Consider the following 15,780-nt stretch of genomic DNA (forward strand, 5'->3'; position numbering starts at 1 on the left):
GCGGGACCGTCGACACAGGGCCGTCGGACGGGCCTGGCGCGTGTCAGTTGCTGCGGATCTTCTCGACAATCGCCGTCGTCGAGCTGTTCTCCACCAGACCCAGCACTTTTACCGTACCGCCGTAGGCCGTGACGATGCCGGCACCGACCACCTGGTCGATCCCGTAGTCTCCCCCCTTGACCAGCACATCGGGCTTGACCTGCGTCAGCAGGTTTTCCGGAGTGCCTTCGGGGAAGCTGATCACCCAGTCCACCGCGCCAAGGCCGGCCAGAACCGCCATGCGCCGGTCGACGCTGTTGATCGGCCGTCCCGGACCTTTCAGGCGACTGACCGAGGCATCGTCGTTGACCGCGACGATCAGTCGATCGCCCTGGGCCCGCGCCTGCTCCAGATAGGTCACATGTCCGGCATGCAGGATATCGAAGCAGCCATTGGTAAAGACGATTTTCTCGTTGTGTGCCCGAGCGTCATCCACTGCCAGCAACAACTGCTCCAGCCCCAGCACACCGCGCTCGGAACCTTCCTCACGCTGGATAGCGCGGCGCAGTTCCGGCGCGCTGATGGCCGCCGTGCCCAGCTTGCCGACCACGATACCCGCCGCCAGGTTGGCCAGCGCCACCGCGTGCGGCAACTCCTCGCCCGCGGCGATCGCCGCCGCCAGGGTGGAGATCACGGTATCGCCGGCACCGGTCACATCGAACACTTCCCGCGCCCGGGCCGGCAGATGCAGCGCCGGATGATCCGGACGCAGCAGGGTCATGCCGTGCTCGCCACGGGTCACCAGCAAGGCGCCGAGGTCCAGGTCCTGCATGAGCTTGGCACCCTTGGCGACCAGCTCATGTTCGTCGGCACAACCGCCGACGATGGTTTCGAACTCGCTGAGGTTCGGCGTGATCAGGCTGGCTCCGCGATAGATCGAGAAGTCCTTGCCCTTGGGATCGGCGAGCACCGGAATACCCCGGGCACGCGCCGCCTGGATCAGCGCCTGGTGATTTTTCAGCGCACCCTTGCCGTAGTCGGACAGCACCAGCACCTTGATGCCTTCGAGCAGGCTATCCACTTCAGCCCCCAACGCCAGGGCGTCGGTGGCGAACGGCTCCTCGAAATCAATGCGCAGCAGTTGCTGGTGACGGCTCATGACCCGCAGCTTGACGATGGTCGGCTGGTGCGCAATGCGCTGGAACAACGCCCGCACGCCCGCGCCCTTGAGGCTGTTGGCCAGGCTGTCGGCGGCCTCGTCGTCACCGGTGACACCCACCAGGGAAGCCGGCGCGCCGAGGGCGGCAATGTTGAGGGCGACGTTGGCAGCACCGCCCGGGCGGTCTTCGATCTGCTCGACCTTGACTACCGGTACCGGTGCCTCAGGGGAAATCCGTGAGGTACCACCATGCCAGTAACGGTCGAGCATGACATCGCCGACCACCAAGACAGGGGCTTGATCGAATCGCGGCATGGACAACTTCATGGAGCAACCCACATACAAAATGAACAGGGGCGCGATATTAACACAGGGTTGCCGCAGGCTAGTTCTATGGCTTCAAGTGACTGGCTTCGCCGTCGGAAATTGTGCGTTTATTGATCAGAAACGCCAGAAGCGCCTGGGTGCAGTCCTCCAGGGACATGGACGTCGTATCGATTTCACAGTCGGCATCCAGCGGTGCCTCGTAAGGACTGTCGAGGCCGGTGAAATCCTTGATCCGCCCCGCCAGCGCCGCCTTGTACAGCCCCTTGGGATCACGCTGGGCGCAGACATCGAAAGGCGTGCTGACATAGACGCAGGAGAACTCCTGGGGCTGGAACAGCGACCTGGCGACCTCACGGTCAGCGCGGAACGGCGAGATCGCCGAGACGATCACGATCAACCCGGCATCGACCATCAGCCGCGCCACCTCGGACACCCGGCGGATATTTTCCTTGCGAGCCCTGGCGGACATTCCCAGGTCGCTGCACAAGCCATTGCGCACGTTGTCGCCATCGAGCAGGAAGGTGTGCAGGCCGCGCCGATTGAGTTGCAGTTCCAGCTCGTTGGCCAAGGTCGACTTGCCGGAACCCGAGAGCCCCGTGAGCCAGATGCAGCAGGGTCGCTGATGCTTGATCGCAGCCCGCCGGGCCGTCGACAACGCCAGGGTATAAGGACGGATCTGCGGTTTTTCCAGGGGGATCGTTGCCAGTCTATTCATAGCCCAGTAGCTCATAGTCTCGTTGGTAGACACGACGTACCAGTCGACGGGTTCTCACCGAGCAGAAATCCCTGACCGGCTCCTGACGTCGTTGGCGTGAATGATTGAGGTGCGGCAATGCTGAGTCGACGCCGATCCGGTCGCAGACAGAGCGGAAATCCTGTTCCAGGTGCTCCTGGTAACCGATGAAGTCCAGGGCCAGATGTCCGAGCGAGTCCACGAGAAAGTCAGTCTGGGGAGCGAAATGCATTTGTTTCTGAACGTTCTCGGGGTGCAGCCAGCGATGAACGAAGTCGTCGAAATCACGGTACGAAGTCACCAGGTGGCGCGCAGCCATATCCCGCCGACACGGCTCGTTGCCCCTGAGAAAGGCATAGGCCGAGTAGGCTCGTTCCAGGGGATCACGCACGAAAGCGAACTTGAAACTGCTGGCGTATTGCTCGGGAAACTGATGTTCATACCAGTGCAACGGCAGATGCCCGGGATGCCAGCCACCGAACAACGCCCCGCAGACACTGCTGCCCGCACACTTGGGAACATGGATGAACAGGCAGGCGCGCTCGACAAACAACTCGGGAAACTGAACATTGCCGGACATCGCCTTGTTGACGACCTGCCGATCGACGACCGACAAGCGCCCCAGCAGGAACTCCCGCTGAGGCTTGGGCATGAGTTTCCATAGGTAGCGCTGCAACATTCCAGTACCTGCGCGAAAGGGATAGCCCTTCCGTTGATATAGAGGGTTCGTTGCAGAACCATAACAATCGAGGTGTCTGAAAATATTTAGCGATGGTCAAGCTGTGTAAAGATCCCGATACAAAGCCCTGACGTATTGCACGCAGGGCCTGCCCGGGAGTGAATCACTCACTCCCGGGCGCCTGGATCACGCGGTTCCAGCGGAGGTCGGCTCATCCAGCCCCATGGCATGCAGGCGAGAGTAGTAGCCATTCTTTTCCAACAATTGAGAATGAGTGCCACGCTCCACGATACGCCCCTGATCCATGACCAGAATCAGATCGGCCTTTTCGATCGTCGACAGCCGGTGGGCGATCACCAGCGTGGTGCGGCCTTTCATGACCTTGTCCAGCGCGGCCTGGATATGCCGCTCGGACTCGGTATCGAGCGCCGAGGTAGCCTCGTCGAGAATCAGCAACGGTGCGTTCTTGAGCAAGGCCCTGGCGATTGCCAGACGCTGGCGCTGGCCTCCGGACAGCAGGACGCCGTTCTCGCCGACCTGGGTATCCAGGCCTTTGGGCAACTGATCGATAAAGTCCTTGGCGTAGGCGTCGGCGACGGCTTTCTCGATGTCTTCGCGCGGCGCTCCCGCCAGATCGCCATAGGCGATGTTGTTGGTCACCGTGTCGCTGAACAGCGTCACATGCTGGGTCACCTGGGCGATATGCCGACGCAGGTTCAGCAGGCGATAGTCTTCGACTTCAACGCCATCGAGCAGGATCTCACCGGTTTCGTGGTGATAGAAGCGCGGAATCAGGCTGGCCAGGGTCGACTTGCCGCTGCCGGAGCGCCCCACCAGTGCCACCATCTGACCCGGCTCGACACTGAACGAGATGTCGTCCAGTACCAGTCGCTCGGTATTCGGGTAGGTAAAGCTCAGGTTACGTACATCCAGCCGGCCCTTGACCACATCCCGCTCGATGGTGCCGTGATCCACTTCCGGCTCGACATCCAGCTGCTCGAAAATGCTTTCGGCACCGGCCACGCCTTTCTGGATGGTCGAACTGACTTCCGACAACTGGCGGATCGGCTTGGGCAGGAGGCCCGCCAGGGTGATGTAGGCCACCATGTCACCGGCCGATGCATCGCCACGCAGGTAGAGCACCAGGAACATCAGCACCGCCATGGCGCTATAGATCACCAACTGCAGCATCGGCGTGTAGATCGCACCGGTGCGGGTCATGCGCAGTTGCTTGTCGGTATTGCTCTGGCTGGCCTTCAGGAAGCGTTGCTGTTCGTAGATTTCGCCGCCGAAGCTGCGCACGACGCGATAACCCTGGATGGTTTCCGAGGCCACATGGGTCACGTCGCCCATCGCCACCTGGATTTTCTTGCTCTGCTTGCGAAACTTCTTGCTGGCCGTGCGAACCATGACCGCGATCAACGGCAGGATGGCGACCATCACCAGCGTCAGGCGCCAGTTCATGAACAGCAGCGAGGCAAACAGGAAGATCACCGTCATGCCTTCACGAATAACGACCTTGATCGCATCTGTCGCCGCCCCCGTGACCATGGTGACGTTGAAGGTGATACGCGAAATCAGGTGCCCGGAGTTATGCTGGTCGAAGTAGCGGTTGGGCAGGGTCAGCAGGTTGTTGAACAGTTGCACCCGCAGGTCATGGACCAGGCCGAGGGAGACCTTGGCCAACAGGTAGTTGCCCAGGTAGGAACCCAGGCCCTGCCAGGTGGCGATCAGGATGATCAGCAACGGCACTGCCTGCAGCAACTTCAGGTCGCGCAGATAGGGCACCGTGGGAAACAGTGCGGCGTCGGGATTGGACAGGCCATCGACAAAGTACTTGAGGATGTAGCCCAGCATTGGCTGCGTCGAAGCGAAAATCAGGAAGCCGACGATGCTGAGCATGAACAGGCCGATATAAGGCCGAACATATCCCAGCAGGCGGAAGTAGATTTTCAAGCTTGACGGGCTTGCGGAGAGACTGGAGTCGGTCATATCACGCGGCGGTAATTGAAAAAGGAGGCTGACTTTAGCACAGCTTCTCTGCTGTACTGGCAGCCGCTTGGTTCAAGGTACCCGCAGGCCCGGCAGACGACATTAAATAGCCAGTACGTTAGTATGGCCTTTCACTCTATGGAATGAATTTTTCAGCATGCAATTCAGCAGCTTGAACACCGCCTCAAATCGAGTTTTTGACTTTATCTGCCTGTGGCTGCTGCCCTTGGGTTACCTGCTGTTATTAAGTGACATGTTTTTCCTCCCTGGCCGCAGCGTGCACCACAAGATCTACTATGCGCTGTTCAGTGCTCCCGCCCTGATAGCCATCCTGCTTCGCCCGCGCGAGCTGAAGGAACTGGTACGCGAGCCACTCTTCATCGGCATCCTGGCCTTTGTCCTCTGGACCATCCTGAGCCTGCTGTGGAGCCCGCCCGTACCGGATGCGCTGGGCGACACGAAACCGCCACTGCACACACTGATGCTGTTCATCGGTTGCAGCCTGCTGGTGCGCTACCGCCCGGACAGCCTGCAACCGCTGATCTTCGGTGCCGCGACCATTGCCCTGATCGCTACCCTGTACAACCTGTTTCATTTCTGGCAGATCCGTACTCCAGAGATGAGGATGATCGGCGCCGGAGCATTCGATAACCCGCTGCTCAGCTCCCATGCCTTTGGTTTCTTCTGCGCCTACTGGATGAGCCTGAGCATGACGTGCAAGCGTCCGCAGACCCTGTGGCTGAGCCTGCCGGCGTTGGCCATCATGTTCGGCGCAGTGATCGCGACAGGCTCGCGAACGCCCCTGGTAGCATTGACACTTGCAGCGCTGTGGCTGAGTTTCATCTGCTGGAATCGACGCTCGCTGATGGTGCTGGGAGCCATGCTGGTCTGTGGCGCCGCGGTCTTCGCGTTTTTCTCCGAAATGCTGTTCGAGCGCGGCAACTCGTTCCGCTTCGAGCTCTGGCGCATGACACTGGAACAGATCGCCTTCCACCCCTGGATCGGTCACGGCTATAACGCCGAATTGAGCATCGACCCCGGAACCGGCTACAACCTGAGCGAACCCCACAACTTTGCCCTGGGCGTGCTTTTCTACGCCGGTATCATCGGTTTCATCCCCTGGGTCTTCATGATTGCCTGGGGCCTGTTCAGCAGTTGGCGGCAACGGGCCCAGCCACTCTTCGTGCTGGCCTCCAGCTGGCTGGTGTTCGGGATCGGTGCCGGACTTACCGAAGGTGGCGGGACAATGTCACGTCCGAAAGAACACTGGTACCTGCTGTGGATCCCCCTTGCCCTGATCCTCGCCCTGACCGTTGCCCGGCGCGCCCACCAACTGCTGGACAAGCCGGTAAAGTCGCTCAGTAGCACAGGGTTCGCCGAGCTGGGACACAACGCCCGGATCATCGAGGAAGACGGCCTCGGCCCCAAGGTCCTGCGTCTGGAAAACGGCACCTTTCTAAAACTGTTTCGGCGTCGCCACTGCTACAGCTCAGGTGCTTTCAACCCGCTCTCGGAACGTTTCGCGATCAACAGCGAGCGCTTGCGGCCCCTGGGAATTGCGACACCGGTGATTCTCGGACTTCACCAACTGGACGATGGCAGCAGTTCGGTGCAATACCAGCCGCTTCCCGGCCAGACCTTGCGCCAGGTGCTGCAGTCGATGGGTGCCCCGGCGGTCCGCGAGGCCCTGGTCGAGCGCTTCGGCAAATTCCTCGGACAGTTGCACGAACGTGGCGTGTACTTCCGCTCGCTGCACCTGGGGAATGTCCTGCTGATGGATGATGGCGAGTTCGGCCTGATCGATCTGGCCGATATGCGGATCTATCCTTCGCCGCTGCGACAATCGCTGCGCCAGCGCAACCTGCGCCACATGCAACGCTACCAGGAAGATCGTGGCTGGCTGTTCGAAGAACAATTACCGGCGCTATTGAAGGGCTATGCCTCGGCGGCGTCCGACCAGTCGGCCGCCGCCCTGCACAAGGAAGCCCTGCTCCTGCGCCAGATCGCGAAAGCCTGATGAGCCTGCGCAGCGCCGGTGCCGGCGCTGCATCCTGGCGTCATGCCGCTACGCCTGGCGCTGTCGAACGTACTGCAGAAACCCCTCGATATCGTCGCTGCACAGCCTGTCGCCCAGGCCATGCAGCTCTTCTTCGGGCCAGTCCCACCAGGCGCTCGCCAGCAACGCCTGGCGCTGTTCCTCGGGGAAGCGCCAGCGCAGGAAGCGCGCCGGATTGCCACCCACCACCGCATAGGGCTCGACATCCCGGGTCACCAGGGCACCTGCCGCCACGATGGCTCCACTGCCGACGGTGACGCCGGAAAGCACTGTGCAGTTGGAACACAGCCACACGTCATTGCCGATCGTCACGTCACCGTGGGTGCCGCTGTATCCGCCGATATGCGCGGCCTGGGAAACCATCGCTGGAAAAGGAAAGGTCGTCACCCAGTCAGCCCGATGATGACCGCCGAGAAAAATCTGCACCCCTTCGGCAATGGAGCAGTAGGCGCCGATATTCAGGGTCGAGCCTTCCTGCCAGTCATGCACCTGGGGCAATCCGTAACTGCCTCGACCAAAGCCGTAATCGGGATAGCGCTGTTTGAAACGCGCGGCGCCCCGCTCGATTTTCGGTAGCTTGCGGATGGCCCGCTTGGCCCGCTTGTCGAGAAAACGCTGAATCCAACCCATGCTTCGAGCTCCGCTCAGTCTTTTTCCAGCGGAGAAAAATACAAGCGCGCCAGGGCTCGCCAGGTTTTCCGCGTCCAGGCCTTGAAAGGAATCTGCGCCAGCAGCTCGCGGGCCAGCTTGCGATCGCGATTGGAGGTTTTCAGGAACATCGAGTTGAGGAATTTGTAGCGTACTTCCTCATACAACGGGTGATCGCTGAACAGCGCATAGGAGCGCAGGATATTGTCGATCATGAACCGGTGATTCTTGTAGGAGTTGGTGGCGTGCTTGCGATAGCGCGCCATCAGCACACCCAGTCCATCGATAAAGTAGCCGGCGCGGGTAATCTTCAGCTCGATCAGCAGGTCTTCCAGGCGGATCTTCGGGTCGAACCCTCCGACCTTTTCCAGCGCCTCGCGTCGAATCAACAAGGTGGGGGCCGGCGGATAAGGCTTGCGCTCGAGGAACATGTCATCGAAATCCAGGCGGCGGAACGGCACGTCACGACGCTGGCGCTTCTCCGGGAACAGGTTGCCCTCGGAATCGATCAGCTCGATATTGCCGGCACAGATCCCGACCTCGGGCTTGCCGTCCATATAGGCGACCTGGACCGCGATACGCTCCGGCAACATGATGTCATCGGAACCGAACGGCGCAATCAGGCTGCCGTGCGAACGCGCAATGGCCCCATTGAGAGTATTGGTCAGGCCCTGATTCTTCTGGACCTGGAAATCGAACCCATGCTCCGCCTGCAGTCGACGGATACGCTCGACGCTGTCATCGGTGGAACCGTCATCGACCACCAGCAATTCGATGTTCGGGTAAGTCTGGTTCAACACACTGAGAATGCTCTGCTCAATGTAGGGAGCGTGGTTGTACGAGGCGATGATCACCGTCACCAGGGGCTGGGTGTCTGTCATGGGTGTTCCTTACCAGCCTGGGCCAGGCCTGATTCAATCAAATCCAGGTATTGCCGACGGAACACCTCGATATCGTGTTGGTCCTGCAGGTAGCGGTAGGCCTGTTCGCCCTTGGCCCGCAGTTCGTCATCCGCAAGACCCAGGTAGTTGTCCAGCGCCGCGGTCAGGGCCGGGACATTCGCCGGTTCCACCGCCAGGCCACCGGCGCCCTGGATCAACGGCAACATGGCCGGGACATTGGAGGCGATGACCGGCAGGTGCCCGCTCATGCCCTCCAGCAAGGCCAGGCCCAGGCCCTCGGCGAGGGAAGGCATGGTCCAGATATCGAAAGCCCGGACGTATTGCAGGGCATTTTCGCGAAAGCCCAGCAGATGGGCACGACCGCCCAGGCCGAGACGCTCGATTTCCTGCTGCAGGCGCCCCTCCTCACGGCCGGCGCCGATGATTGCCAGTTGCGTGTCCGGGTATTTGTCCTTGAGCGCGGCAAAGGCCTGGAGCAGATAAGTATGCCCCTTGACCGGCACCAGGCGCCCCAGGGCGCCGATCAGCCGGGTCGAAGGCGACAATCCGAGCAGTTCCCGGGACCGTTCGCGCGAGTGCTGCAGGCCTTCGGCCTGCTCGATATCGATCGCGTTGGTGATGGCATGGGTGTTGGCCTCGGTAAAGCCGCACCGGCAATCCAGCAGGTACTGTTTCACGGCGGGTGAAACGCCCACGAAACGCCAGCTTTTATCGATCAGTCCTTGTGTCTGCCGACGCCGGTAAAAACGGTCATATTCGCCAAAGCCGTGGGAGATCCCGATGCACAGGGGAATCTTCAACCAGCGGTTGAGTTGCAGCAGCATGTTCACCGGTTTGAAACGGTTGCACACCACCACATCGAACTGCTCCTTGCGGCAGAACTTGTACAACTGCCACATGGCCCTGAGACGCATGCCCTTGAGCGACTTGTCGGAGAACTCGAAATACACCGAGTGATCGGCCCGGCTAACCGCTTCGCCCGGTCCGGGCCGCCCACGCAGAAACGCGGCCGTGACCTCGAAACGCTCGACAGGCAGGGCCTTGACGATCTGTTCGGCCAGATCGGCAAAATCGTGCGACTTGACGTTGTAGTCCGGCTGCAATTGCAGGACCTTGAAACGTTGACTCATAAATCTCCCCGCTGAAACCCTGTCGCATCGATGATCCATGCCGGTTCCAGGGCCAGGTGTTTGAGCTGCTCGGGTTCGGGCTCGGGCAGTCTGGACCACTCATTGCGCTTCCAGCACACGAAGTGAAAATACGGAAAAGCGCGATCACCGTCACGGTCATTGGTCAGGCGTCCTTCACGCCAATACCAGTGACGCGGAAAGTTACAGGTTCCGTCATGCCATTTGATCACGCCGCCCGGCGTACTGAAACACTCGGTGAACTCACTACGCCGCCGCCAGGGATTGAATTTTCCAACCAGCTTGAACAGCGGCCTGGGAAAGTTCTTGCGCCACAGGAAAATACGGCTGAACGCGCCTTCATCCAGGGCGTGGTGCTGGTCATCGGTAAACCGCTCACGCCAGTTCTCGATGCGCATGAACAACTCGCGCTTGCGCGCGGTATTGCGCATCAGACACAGATGCCCGGCAACCCGTCGCTCGTGAGTGGAGAACAGATCGTAGCCGGCCAGGCGTTCGGCGGTGAAATATTCGCGCAAATTGCCAAACACCAGGTCGATATCGCCGAAGGCCCAGAAGTCATAACCTTCGAGACGGTCGACATGGATATGACCCAGGGCCGGCTTGATATCGCAGAGCTTGTAGGCCGCCTTGGGCGCAAAGTCGATATCCAGCCGGCGCGACACCAACTGGCAGTAATCGCCGAAGCCGATCGCCTCGACGGTAACGTTGGGCGGCAGATTTTCCGGAGTCCCGCAATCGCTGAACAACAACCAGTCGATATCCGGATTGTGACGGCAGCTTTCCAGGAAGAACGGCATCCAGAATGGCCAACGCCCGAAATAAGGGATGATAAAGAGAATACGCGGGGATGGATTGATCACTTGGAACTCACTGTAAGCTTCTGGAATTCAGGGACAACACTATGTCCCCGGACGAGGTCACTGACGTTTCAGCAACCAGAACAGCTCATGCCGTCTGACCGCTTTACGAAAGAACTCATTCTCGCCGTAGGGGGATTGTACCCTACTGGCCAGAAGCCACTGTATCGACCGCCGCAGCCGGCGCTTGAAAGGTGCACGCGGCTGCAGGTCATGCATCATGCCCAACGCCATTGCCTTGTCGCGTTGCTGCTCGAGAGACAGCGGCAGGCAATAGGGCTGCAACCTCTGTGCCGTATCAAATACCGGCGGCAAGGCAATGCCCGCTCCCGAATCGCCCATGGGCCAGCGATCATTGTCATGCAGATGGTTGGCATACCCCAGCAGCGTTGTCGGCTGCCACTCCAGCCCTTGCAGAGCCTCCATGACCGCCGCCTGGGCACAGATATGATCCGGGTGCGGATCAAGAGAAGGGTGCGGCAGGACGATCACTTGCGGGCGGGCCCGCGTCAATAACTCACGCAAGTCGGCCAGCAGGTTGTTCCAACTGGGAACACCGTCCCGATCGGCGGGTAACGCAAACGGGTTGAACTGGCGAAACAGGCGGATATCGCTCAGTTCTGCCTCGCGGGATGCGATCGATTGATCCGGAGCGGCCTGCATGGCCGGCAGTTGCAGACAGAAGTAACCGAGCTGCACACAGTGCGCCTCGGGTACACCAGCCCAACGCGGCACCGCGATACTGTCCCAGGCGCGCAGGCGCCCCTTGAGCCGCGCCGCCTCGGCGCGGGGCAGGCCCATCGCCTGGTAATGCCCGGCCTCGATCTCACCGGCGGTCAGGGTCACCACCCAGGTTTCGTCGGCCTGGCTGTACAAGCCATAGGCCGCCAGCTCGGCATCGTCGGCATGGGGCGCGATCACCATGACCCGCTGGCGTCGCAGGTCCGGCTGGCGGAAAACCCACAGGACCGGCTCGCCGAGCAGGCGACAGAAACGTCCACGCAAGCGCAGCGAGCCCGTCGCCAATGCCGATGCGAAACCGCCGAGATTGAGATAACGCAGGCCGTTGACTCCGCGCTCGAACGTCTGGCGATCGGCGAACCCGTCCCCCTGGATCTCCACCGCCGGATCGCAAAAACGCCCCAGCCAGCGACTCTTGAGCCGCACGGCCAGGACCAGGGTTTCATCGCCGACCAGGCTCAAGGGTGCCTCGAGCTTCAGCCCCCCAGCCTCCAGGCGAGCGCCGAGGCGTTCGCTATCCTCGGGAAACGCGTACTGATAATCGTCGCCCGGCGAATAGAACAGATGATCGGCGAACCAGGCTTCATGGGCGACCCAGGCCAGCACCGCCAGCACCAGCGGCAGCCACCAGGTCACTAGCAGGCCGACCGCGATCAGCAGCATCAGGCCGACCAACAACGCCAGGCGCTTGGTCCGCCGATGGCGTTTGAGCAATTGCTGTTTACGACTCATACCTTGAATACCGGCACGGGGTTGCACCAACGATCCTTGTACTCGCGATCCGCACGCCCAAACGAAAAGCGCAGGGTCTTGCCCAAGGCCCGGGCGTCTTCCCAGGCACCCTGGGTATTGAGGAAGCTCAGCACGCTGCCGGGGCTGAACGAACGGGTCTCGGGATCGACACCGCCATTGATGTATTCGACGCTGACCCACTCGGGCGCCTCGACGCGATAGACCAACTGGACCGCAATCGGCGCATCGTCGAGAAAGATCACCGAGCCGATCAACAACTCGCGCAGCAGTTCGATGACCTCGGCCATGCGTGCCGCTCCGGTGGCCGGAAAGCCCCAGCGTCGCTGAAAGAGATCGCAGTAGATCGCCGCCAGTTCGACACTGGAGAACTCGCCGACCGGGCGCACCACGCCGCCCGCCTCTTCCAGCAGGCGCAGCTCGCGGCGCTGGTTGTAGCGAAACTTCTTCGACAGGTCTTCAGGCGCGCGCGCCATGGCCAGCTGTTCGGCCTGCGGTTGCAGGGTACTGAAACGGCCGCCGTTGAGTTCGGATAGATAACGCCCGCGATGGCGCAGGGGCGCCTGGGCGTCGGCGGCGGCAGGCAGGATCAGCTCGGCGTTGCCCAGGTCGAACAGCCCCTTCTTGCCGTGGCGCTTGAGCACATCCTTGGACAGTGCCAGGTCACGTCCCCAGGTCGCGATGGCCGCCTTCAGCTCGCCACCCTGCTCGAACGCCAGATAACGAACCGGGATCTGCGCCAACTGCGCCAGGCGCTCGACCACCAGCGGATGCGTCGCGACACTGCCGCCAAAACGCTGCCAGACCTGCGCATAGGTCGTGGCATCGACCACCGACCAGCCGCGCTCGCGCCAGCCCTGGAATCGGTTGAGCATCAGGCCTCCGCGGTCAGGTCGGTGACTTGCGGCAGACGCCAGAACGCCTCGCGGACCGCCTGGTCCGAGAACCGCTCGTGCAGGCGCGCCAGCATCAGCCCGGCACAGGCCTGGCGTTGCTCGTCGTCGAGGGCGGCCAGGTGTTGCAGGCCCTGGGCCAGGTGCCCGGCATCGCCCAGGGGGAACAGGATACCCACGCCCTCGACCACTTCCCTGGCACCGCCACACGAAGTGGCCAGCAGCGGTACGCCAGCAGCCATGGCTTCCAGCAGGACCATGCCGAACGGCTCGTGATCGGAGCTCAGCGCAAACACATCGAAGGCACGGAAATAGCGTCGCGCCTCCGGGACCTGCCCAAGGAACAACACCTGCTCGGCAATCCCGAGTTCACGGGCCAGTTCCTTCAGATCCTGCTCCAGGCGCCCGGTGCCGAGAATCGCCAGCCGGCTGTTGGCCGGCAAGCGCTCAAGTGCCTGGGCAAAACCCTGGATCAATGTCGCCTGGTCCTTGTCCGGGTGCAGGCGGCCGACGTTGCCGACCACCCAGGCATCGACCGGCAGCCCCAGGGCTTCACGCGCCTCGGCGACGGTAACCTGAGTGGCTTGCAGAGCCTCGATATCGATCCGGTTATAGAGCGTGCGGATCCGTCCGGTCGGCCACTTCGGCAGGCATTTGCGCATATCGTCGCGAACCGCATCGGACACGCCGAGCAGACTCAGACGGCGGCGGAACAGCTGCGCGAACAGCCGGCGGCTGCCCCGCACGTAGTCGCCAAAGGCATGGTGCACGCCGATCACCGGCAGCGCCGTGCCGAGCAGGGCGATATAGACCGGCTTGAAACGGTGGGCGATGCAGAAACTGAAGTTGCGCGAAGCGGCGATCTTGCGCAGGTCGCGGATCGCCCCCAGCTTCAGGCCACGAATGGCCCTGGAGCTGTACTCCATGAACAGCACCTCGTCGGACGCGCAGCCCGCGGCGACCTCCGCATCGGCAGCACCGGTGAGGAACACCGTGGTCACCCGATAGCCGGTACCACTGAACAGGCTGGCGTACTGACGGGCACAGTCGAGGAACGGCCCGTCATAACCGTGGCAGAGCTGCAGGACATGGCGCTCAGCCGAGCGAGTCATAAGCATCCGCGCCGTCTTTGACCACCAGGATGTCTTCCATGATCAGGTACTGCAGGTCGGAACCGAAGAACATGTTCAGGGCATCGGTCGGCGAGCAGATCATCGGTTCGCCGCGACGGTTCAGCGAGGTGTTCAGGGACACGCCGTTGCCGGTGAGGACTTCCAGGGCCTTCATCATGTCGTAATAGCGCGGGTTGTACTCACGCTTGAGCACCTGGGCCCGCGACGTGCCGTCTTCATGGACGACTTCCGGCACGCGGGTCTTCCACTCCTCCGCCACTTCGAAAGTGAAGGTCATGAACGGTGCCGGATGATCGATCTTGATCATCTGCGGTGCGACGGTGTCGAGCATCGACGGGCAGAAAGGCCTCCAGCGCTCGCGGAACTTGATCTGGTGGTTGATCCGGTCCGCCACGCCGGCGACGCTCGGGCAACCGATGATCGAACGACCGCCCAGGGCACGCGGACCGAACTCCATGCGCCCCTGGAACCAGGCCACCGGGTTGCCGTCGACCATGATCCGGGCGATCTGTTCAGGCATGTTGTCCAGCTTGCGCCACTTCGGCGCATTGGCATGCCGGGCACAGGCGGCGATCACGTCTTCATTGCTGTAGGACGGGCCGAGATAGACGTGTTCCATCTTCTCCACCGGGACGCCACGGGCGTGGGACACATAGGCCGCGGCGCCGACCGCCGTACCGGCATCGCCGGACGCCGGCTGCACGAACAGCTCCTTGATGTCGTCGCGGGCAATGATCTTCTGGTTCAGCTTGACGTTCAGCGCACAGCCGCCGGCGAAGGCCAGCTTGCCGGTTTCCTTGAGGACGTCGCCCAGGTAGTGGTCGATCATCTGCAGCGCGAGCTTCTCGAACAGCGCCTGCATGCTGGCCGCGTAATGGATATACGGTTCGTCGGCGATATCGCCTTCGCGCTTGGGCCCCAGCCACTCGATCAGTTTCGGCGAGAAGTAGAAACCCTTGCCCTTCTCCTTGTAGCGACGCAGGCCGATCACGTTGGCGTAGTCGGTGTTGATCACCAGCTCGCCGTTCTCAAACGAGGCCAGGCGCGAGAAATCGTACTTGCTGGCGTCGCCGTAGGGGGCCATGCCCATCACCTTGAACTCGCCGTCGAGCATTTCGAAGCCGAGGAACTCGGTGATCGCGCCATACAGGCCACCCAGGGAGTCCGGATCGAAGAACTCCTTGATCTTGTGGATCTTGCCGTTTTCGCCGTAGCCGAAGAAAGTGGTGGCGTACTCGCCCTTGCCGTCGATCCCGAGGATCGCGGTCTTCTCCTTGAAGCCGGAGCAGTGATAGGCACTGGAGGCGTGGGCCAGGTGATGCTCGACCGGCTCGATCTTGATCTTCTTCGGATCGAAGCCCAGTTGCTCCAGGCACCAGACGATCTTGTTGCGATAGCGCTTGTAGCGCCGGTTGCCCATCAGGATCGCGTCGAGGGCGCGATCCGGGGCGTACCAGTAACGCTTGGCGTAGTGCCAGCGGGCCTTGCCGAACAGACTGATCGGCGCGAACGGGATCGCCACCACATCGACGTCGGACGGCTTGATGCCGGCCTGTTCCAGACAGAACTTCGCCGATTCGTAGGGCATGCGGTTCTTTGCATGTTTATCGCGTACGAAGCGCTCTTCTTCAGCGGCCGCAATCAGCTTGCCGTCGATATACAGGGCTGCGGAAGGATCATGGCTAAGGGCGCCGGACAGGCCAAGAATCGTCAATGCCACAGGGGTCTAGCCTCTTTAAGTCTGCATACAGGCAGCTATGCGCCTGAGAAAATGTGTTCC

The 15,780-nt window shown here is 61.5% G+C and carries 13 protein-coding genes; 1 reads left to right on the forward strand and 12 read right to left on the reverse strand.

Going from position 1 to position 15,780, the window contains the following annotated elements:
• Window positions 1–43: 43 nt before the first annotated feature.
• From hldE to msbA, 4 genes are all read right to left on the reverse strand, one after another.
• Window positions 44–1,465, reverse strand: a complete 1,422-nt coding sequence (gene hldE, locus ACL9RJ_RS15725; protein ID WP_042934908.1) for a bifunctional D-glycero-beta-D-manno-heptose-7-phosphate kinase/D-glycero-beta-D-manno-heptose 1-phosphate adenylyltransferase HldE — start codon at window positions 1,463–1,465, stop codon at window positions 44–46.
• A 64-nt stretch (window positions 1,466–1,529) separates the two neighbouring features.
• Window positions 1,530–2,180, reverse strand: a complete 651-nt coding sequence (gene cysC / locus ACL9RJ_RS15730) for an adenylyl-sulfate kinase (protein ID WP_017125108.1) — start codon at window positions 2,178–2,180, stop codon at window positions 1,530–1,532.
• Window positions 2,173–2,877, reverse strand: a complete 705-nt coding sequence (locus ACL9RJ_RS15735) for a sulfotransferase family 2 domain-containing protein (RefSeq protein ID WP_042934909.1) — start codon at window positions 2,875–2,877, stop codon at window positions 2,173–2,175. Before ACL9RJ_RS15735 ends, cysC begins: the two co-directional genes overlap by 8 nt.
• Window positions 2,878–3,063: 186 nt before the next feature.
• On the reverse strand, window positions 3,064–4,869 hold the full coding sequence (gene msbA, locus ACL9RJ_RS15740; RefSeq protein ID WP_422765447.1) for a lipid A export permease/ATP-binding protein MsbA: 1,806 nt from the start codon (window positions 4,867–4,869) through the stop codon (window positions 3,064–3,066).
• A 157-nt stretch (window positions 4,870–5,026) separates the two neighbouring features.
• On the opposite strand from msbA, the gene ACL9RJ_RS15745 reads away from it, so the two are divergent.
• Window positions 5,027–6,886 carry an O-antigen ligase family protein gene (locus ACL9RJ_RS15745; protein WP_422765448.1) on the forward strand — a complete coding sequence of 620 codons (1,860 nt, stop codon included), beginning with the start codon at window positions 5,027–5,029 and terminating at the stop codon, window positions 6,884–6,886.
• A gap of 48 nt (window positions 6,887–6,934) precedes the next feature.
• Here the strand turns inward: ACL9RJ_RS15745 and ACL9RJ_RS15750 are convergent, their stop codons facing one another.
• From ACL9RJ_RS15750 to ACL9RJ_RS15785, 8 genes are read right to left on the reverse strand one after another with little or no spacing between them, the layout of a single operon-like run.
• Window positions 6,935–7,555 (reverse strand): CatB-related O-acetyltransferase, encoded by a 621-nt coding sequence (locus ACL9RJ_RS15750; RefSeq protein ID WP_017125112.1) that lies wholly within the window; start codon window positions 7,553–7,555, stop codon window positions 6,935–6,937.
• A gap of 14 nt (window positions 7,556–7,569) precedes the next feature.
• Window positions 7,570–8,454 carry a glycosyltransferase gene (locus tag ACL9RJ_RS15755; protein WP_017125113.1) on the reverse strand — a complete coding sequence of 295 codons (885 nt, stop codon included), beginning with the start codon at window positions 8,452–8,454 and terminating at the stop codon, window positions 7,570–7,572.
• A complete protein-coding gene (locus tag ACL9RJ_RS15760) occupies window positions 8,451–9,605 on the reverse strand; it encodes a glycosyltransferase family 4 protein (protein WP_017125114.1) in 1,155 nt (384 codons plus the stop codon). Before ACL9RJ_RS15760 ends, ACL9RJ_RS15755 begins: the two co-directional genes overlap by 4 nt.
• Window positions 9,602–10,486 (reverse strand): DUF6625 family protein, encoded by an 885-nt coding sequence (locus tag ACL9RJ_RS15765; protein ID WP_017125115.1) that lies wholly within the window; start codon window positions 10,484–10,486, stop codon window positions 9,602–9,604. Before ACL9RJ_RS15765 ends, ACL9RJ_RS15760 begins: the two co-directional genes overlap by 4 nt.
• A 57-nt stretch (window positions 10,487–10,543) precedes the next feature.
• A complete protein-coding gene (locus ACL9RJ_RS15770) occupies window positions 10,544–11,956 on the reverse strand; it encodes a PIG-L deacetylase family protein (protein ID WP_177117825.1) in 1,413 nt (470 codons plus the stop codon).
• Entirely contained in the window at window positions 11,953–12,849 is an 897-nt protein-coding gene (locus ACL9RJ_RS15775; RefSeq protein ID WP_017125117.1) for an antimicrobial resistance protein Mig-14, read from the reverse strand. The genes ACL9RJ_RS15770 and ACL9RJ_RS15775 overlap by 4 nt, the downstream gene beginning before the upstream one ends.
• On the reverse strand, window positions 12,849–13,979 hold the full coding sequence (locus tag ACL9RJ_RS15780; RefSeq protein ID WP_017125118.1) for a glycosyltransferase: 1,131 nt from the start codon (window positions 13,977–13,979) through the stop codon (window positions 12,849–12,851). Before ACL9RJ_RS15780 ends, ACL9RJ_RS15775 begins: the two co-directional genes overlap by 1 nt.
• The gene (locus tag ACL9RJ_RS15785; protein WP_017125119.1) at window positions 13,963–15,720 is read right to left on the reverse strand and encodes a carbamoyltransferase family protein; all 1,758 of its coding nucleotides are present in this window, start codon (window positions 15,718–15,720) and stop codon (window positions 13,963–13,965) included. Before ACL9RJ_RS15785 ends, ACL9RJ_RS15780 begins: the two co-directional genes overlap by 17 nt.
• Between the last annotated feature and the right edge of the window lie 60 nt (window positions 15,721–15,780).

It is taken from the genome of Pseudomonas sp. Mn2068, from assembly GCF_049319725.1.
GTDB lineage: Bacteria > Pseudomonadota > Gammaproteobacteria > Pseudomonadales > Pseudomonadaceae > Aquipseudomonas > Aquipseudomonas gingeri.

Bases quoted from the DNA above. Each gene is read 5' to 3' on its own strand.
- ACL9RJ_RS15735 (WP_042934909.1), bottom strand. From the start codon at position 2,877: ATGTTGCAGCGCTACCTATGGAAACTCATGCCCAAGCCTCAGCGGGAG.
- ACL9RJ_RS15780 (WP_017125118.1), bottom strand. From the start codon at position 13,979: ATGACTCGCTCGGCTGAGCGCCATGTCCTGCAGCTCTGCCACGGTTAT.
- ACL9RJ_RS15755 (WP_017125113.1), bottom strand. From the start codon at position 8,454: ATGACAGACACCCAGCCCCTGGTGACGGTGATCATCGCCTCGTACAAC.
- cysC (WP_017125108.1), bottom strand. From the start codon at position 2,180: ATGAATAGACTGGCAACGATCCCCCTGGAAAAACCGCAGATCCGTCCT.
- hldE (WP_042934908.1), bottom strand. From the start codon at position 1,465: ATGAAGTTGTCCATGCCGCGATTCGATCAAGCCCCTGTCTTGGTGGTC.
- ACL9RJ_RS15760 (WP_017125114.1), bottom strand. From the start codon at position 9,605: ATGAGTCAACGTTTCAAGGTCCTGCAATTGCAGCCGGACTACAACGTC.
- ACL9RJ_RS15745 (WP_422765448.1), top strand. From the start codon at position 5,027: ATGCAATTCAGCAGCTTGAACACCGCCTCAAATCGAGTTTTTGACTTT.
- ACL9RJ_RS15750 (WP_017125112.1), bottom strand. From the start codon at position 7,555: ATGGGTTGGATTCAGCGTTTTCTCGACAAGCGGGCCAAGCGGGCCATC.
- msbA (WP_422765447.1), bottom strand. From the start codon at position 4,869: ATGACCGACTCCAGTCTCTCCGCAAGCCCGTCAAGCTTGAAAATCTAC.
- ACL9RJ_RS15770 (WP_177117825.1), bottom strand. From the start codon at position 11,956: ATGAGTCGTAAACAGCAATTGCTCAAACGCCATCGGCGGACCAAGCGC.
- ACL9RJ_RS15775 (WP_017125117.1), bottom strand. From the start codon at position 12,849: ATGCTCAACCGATTCCAGGGCTGGCGCGAGCGCGGCTGGTCGGTGGTC.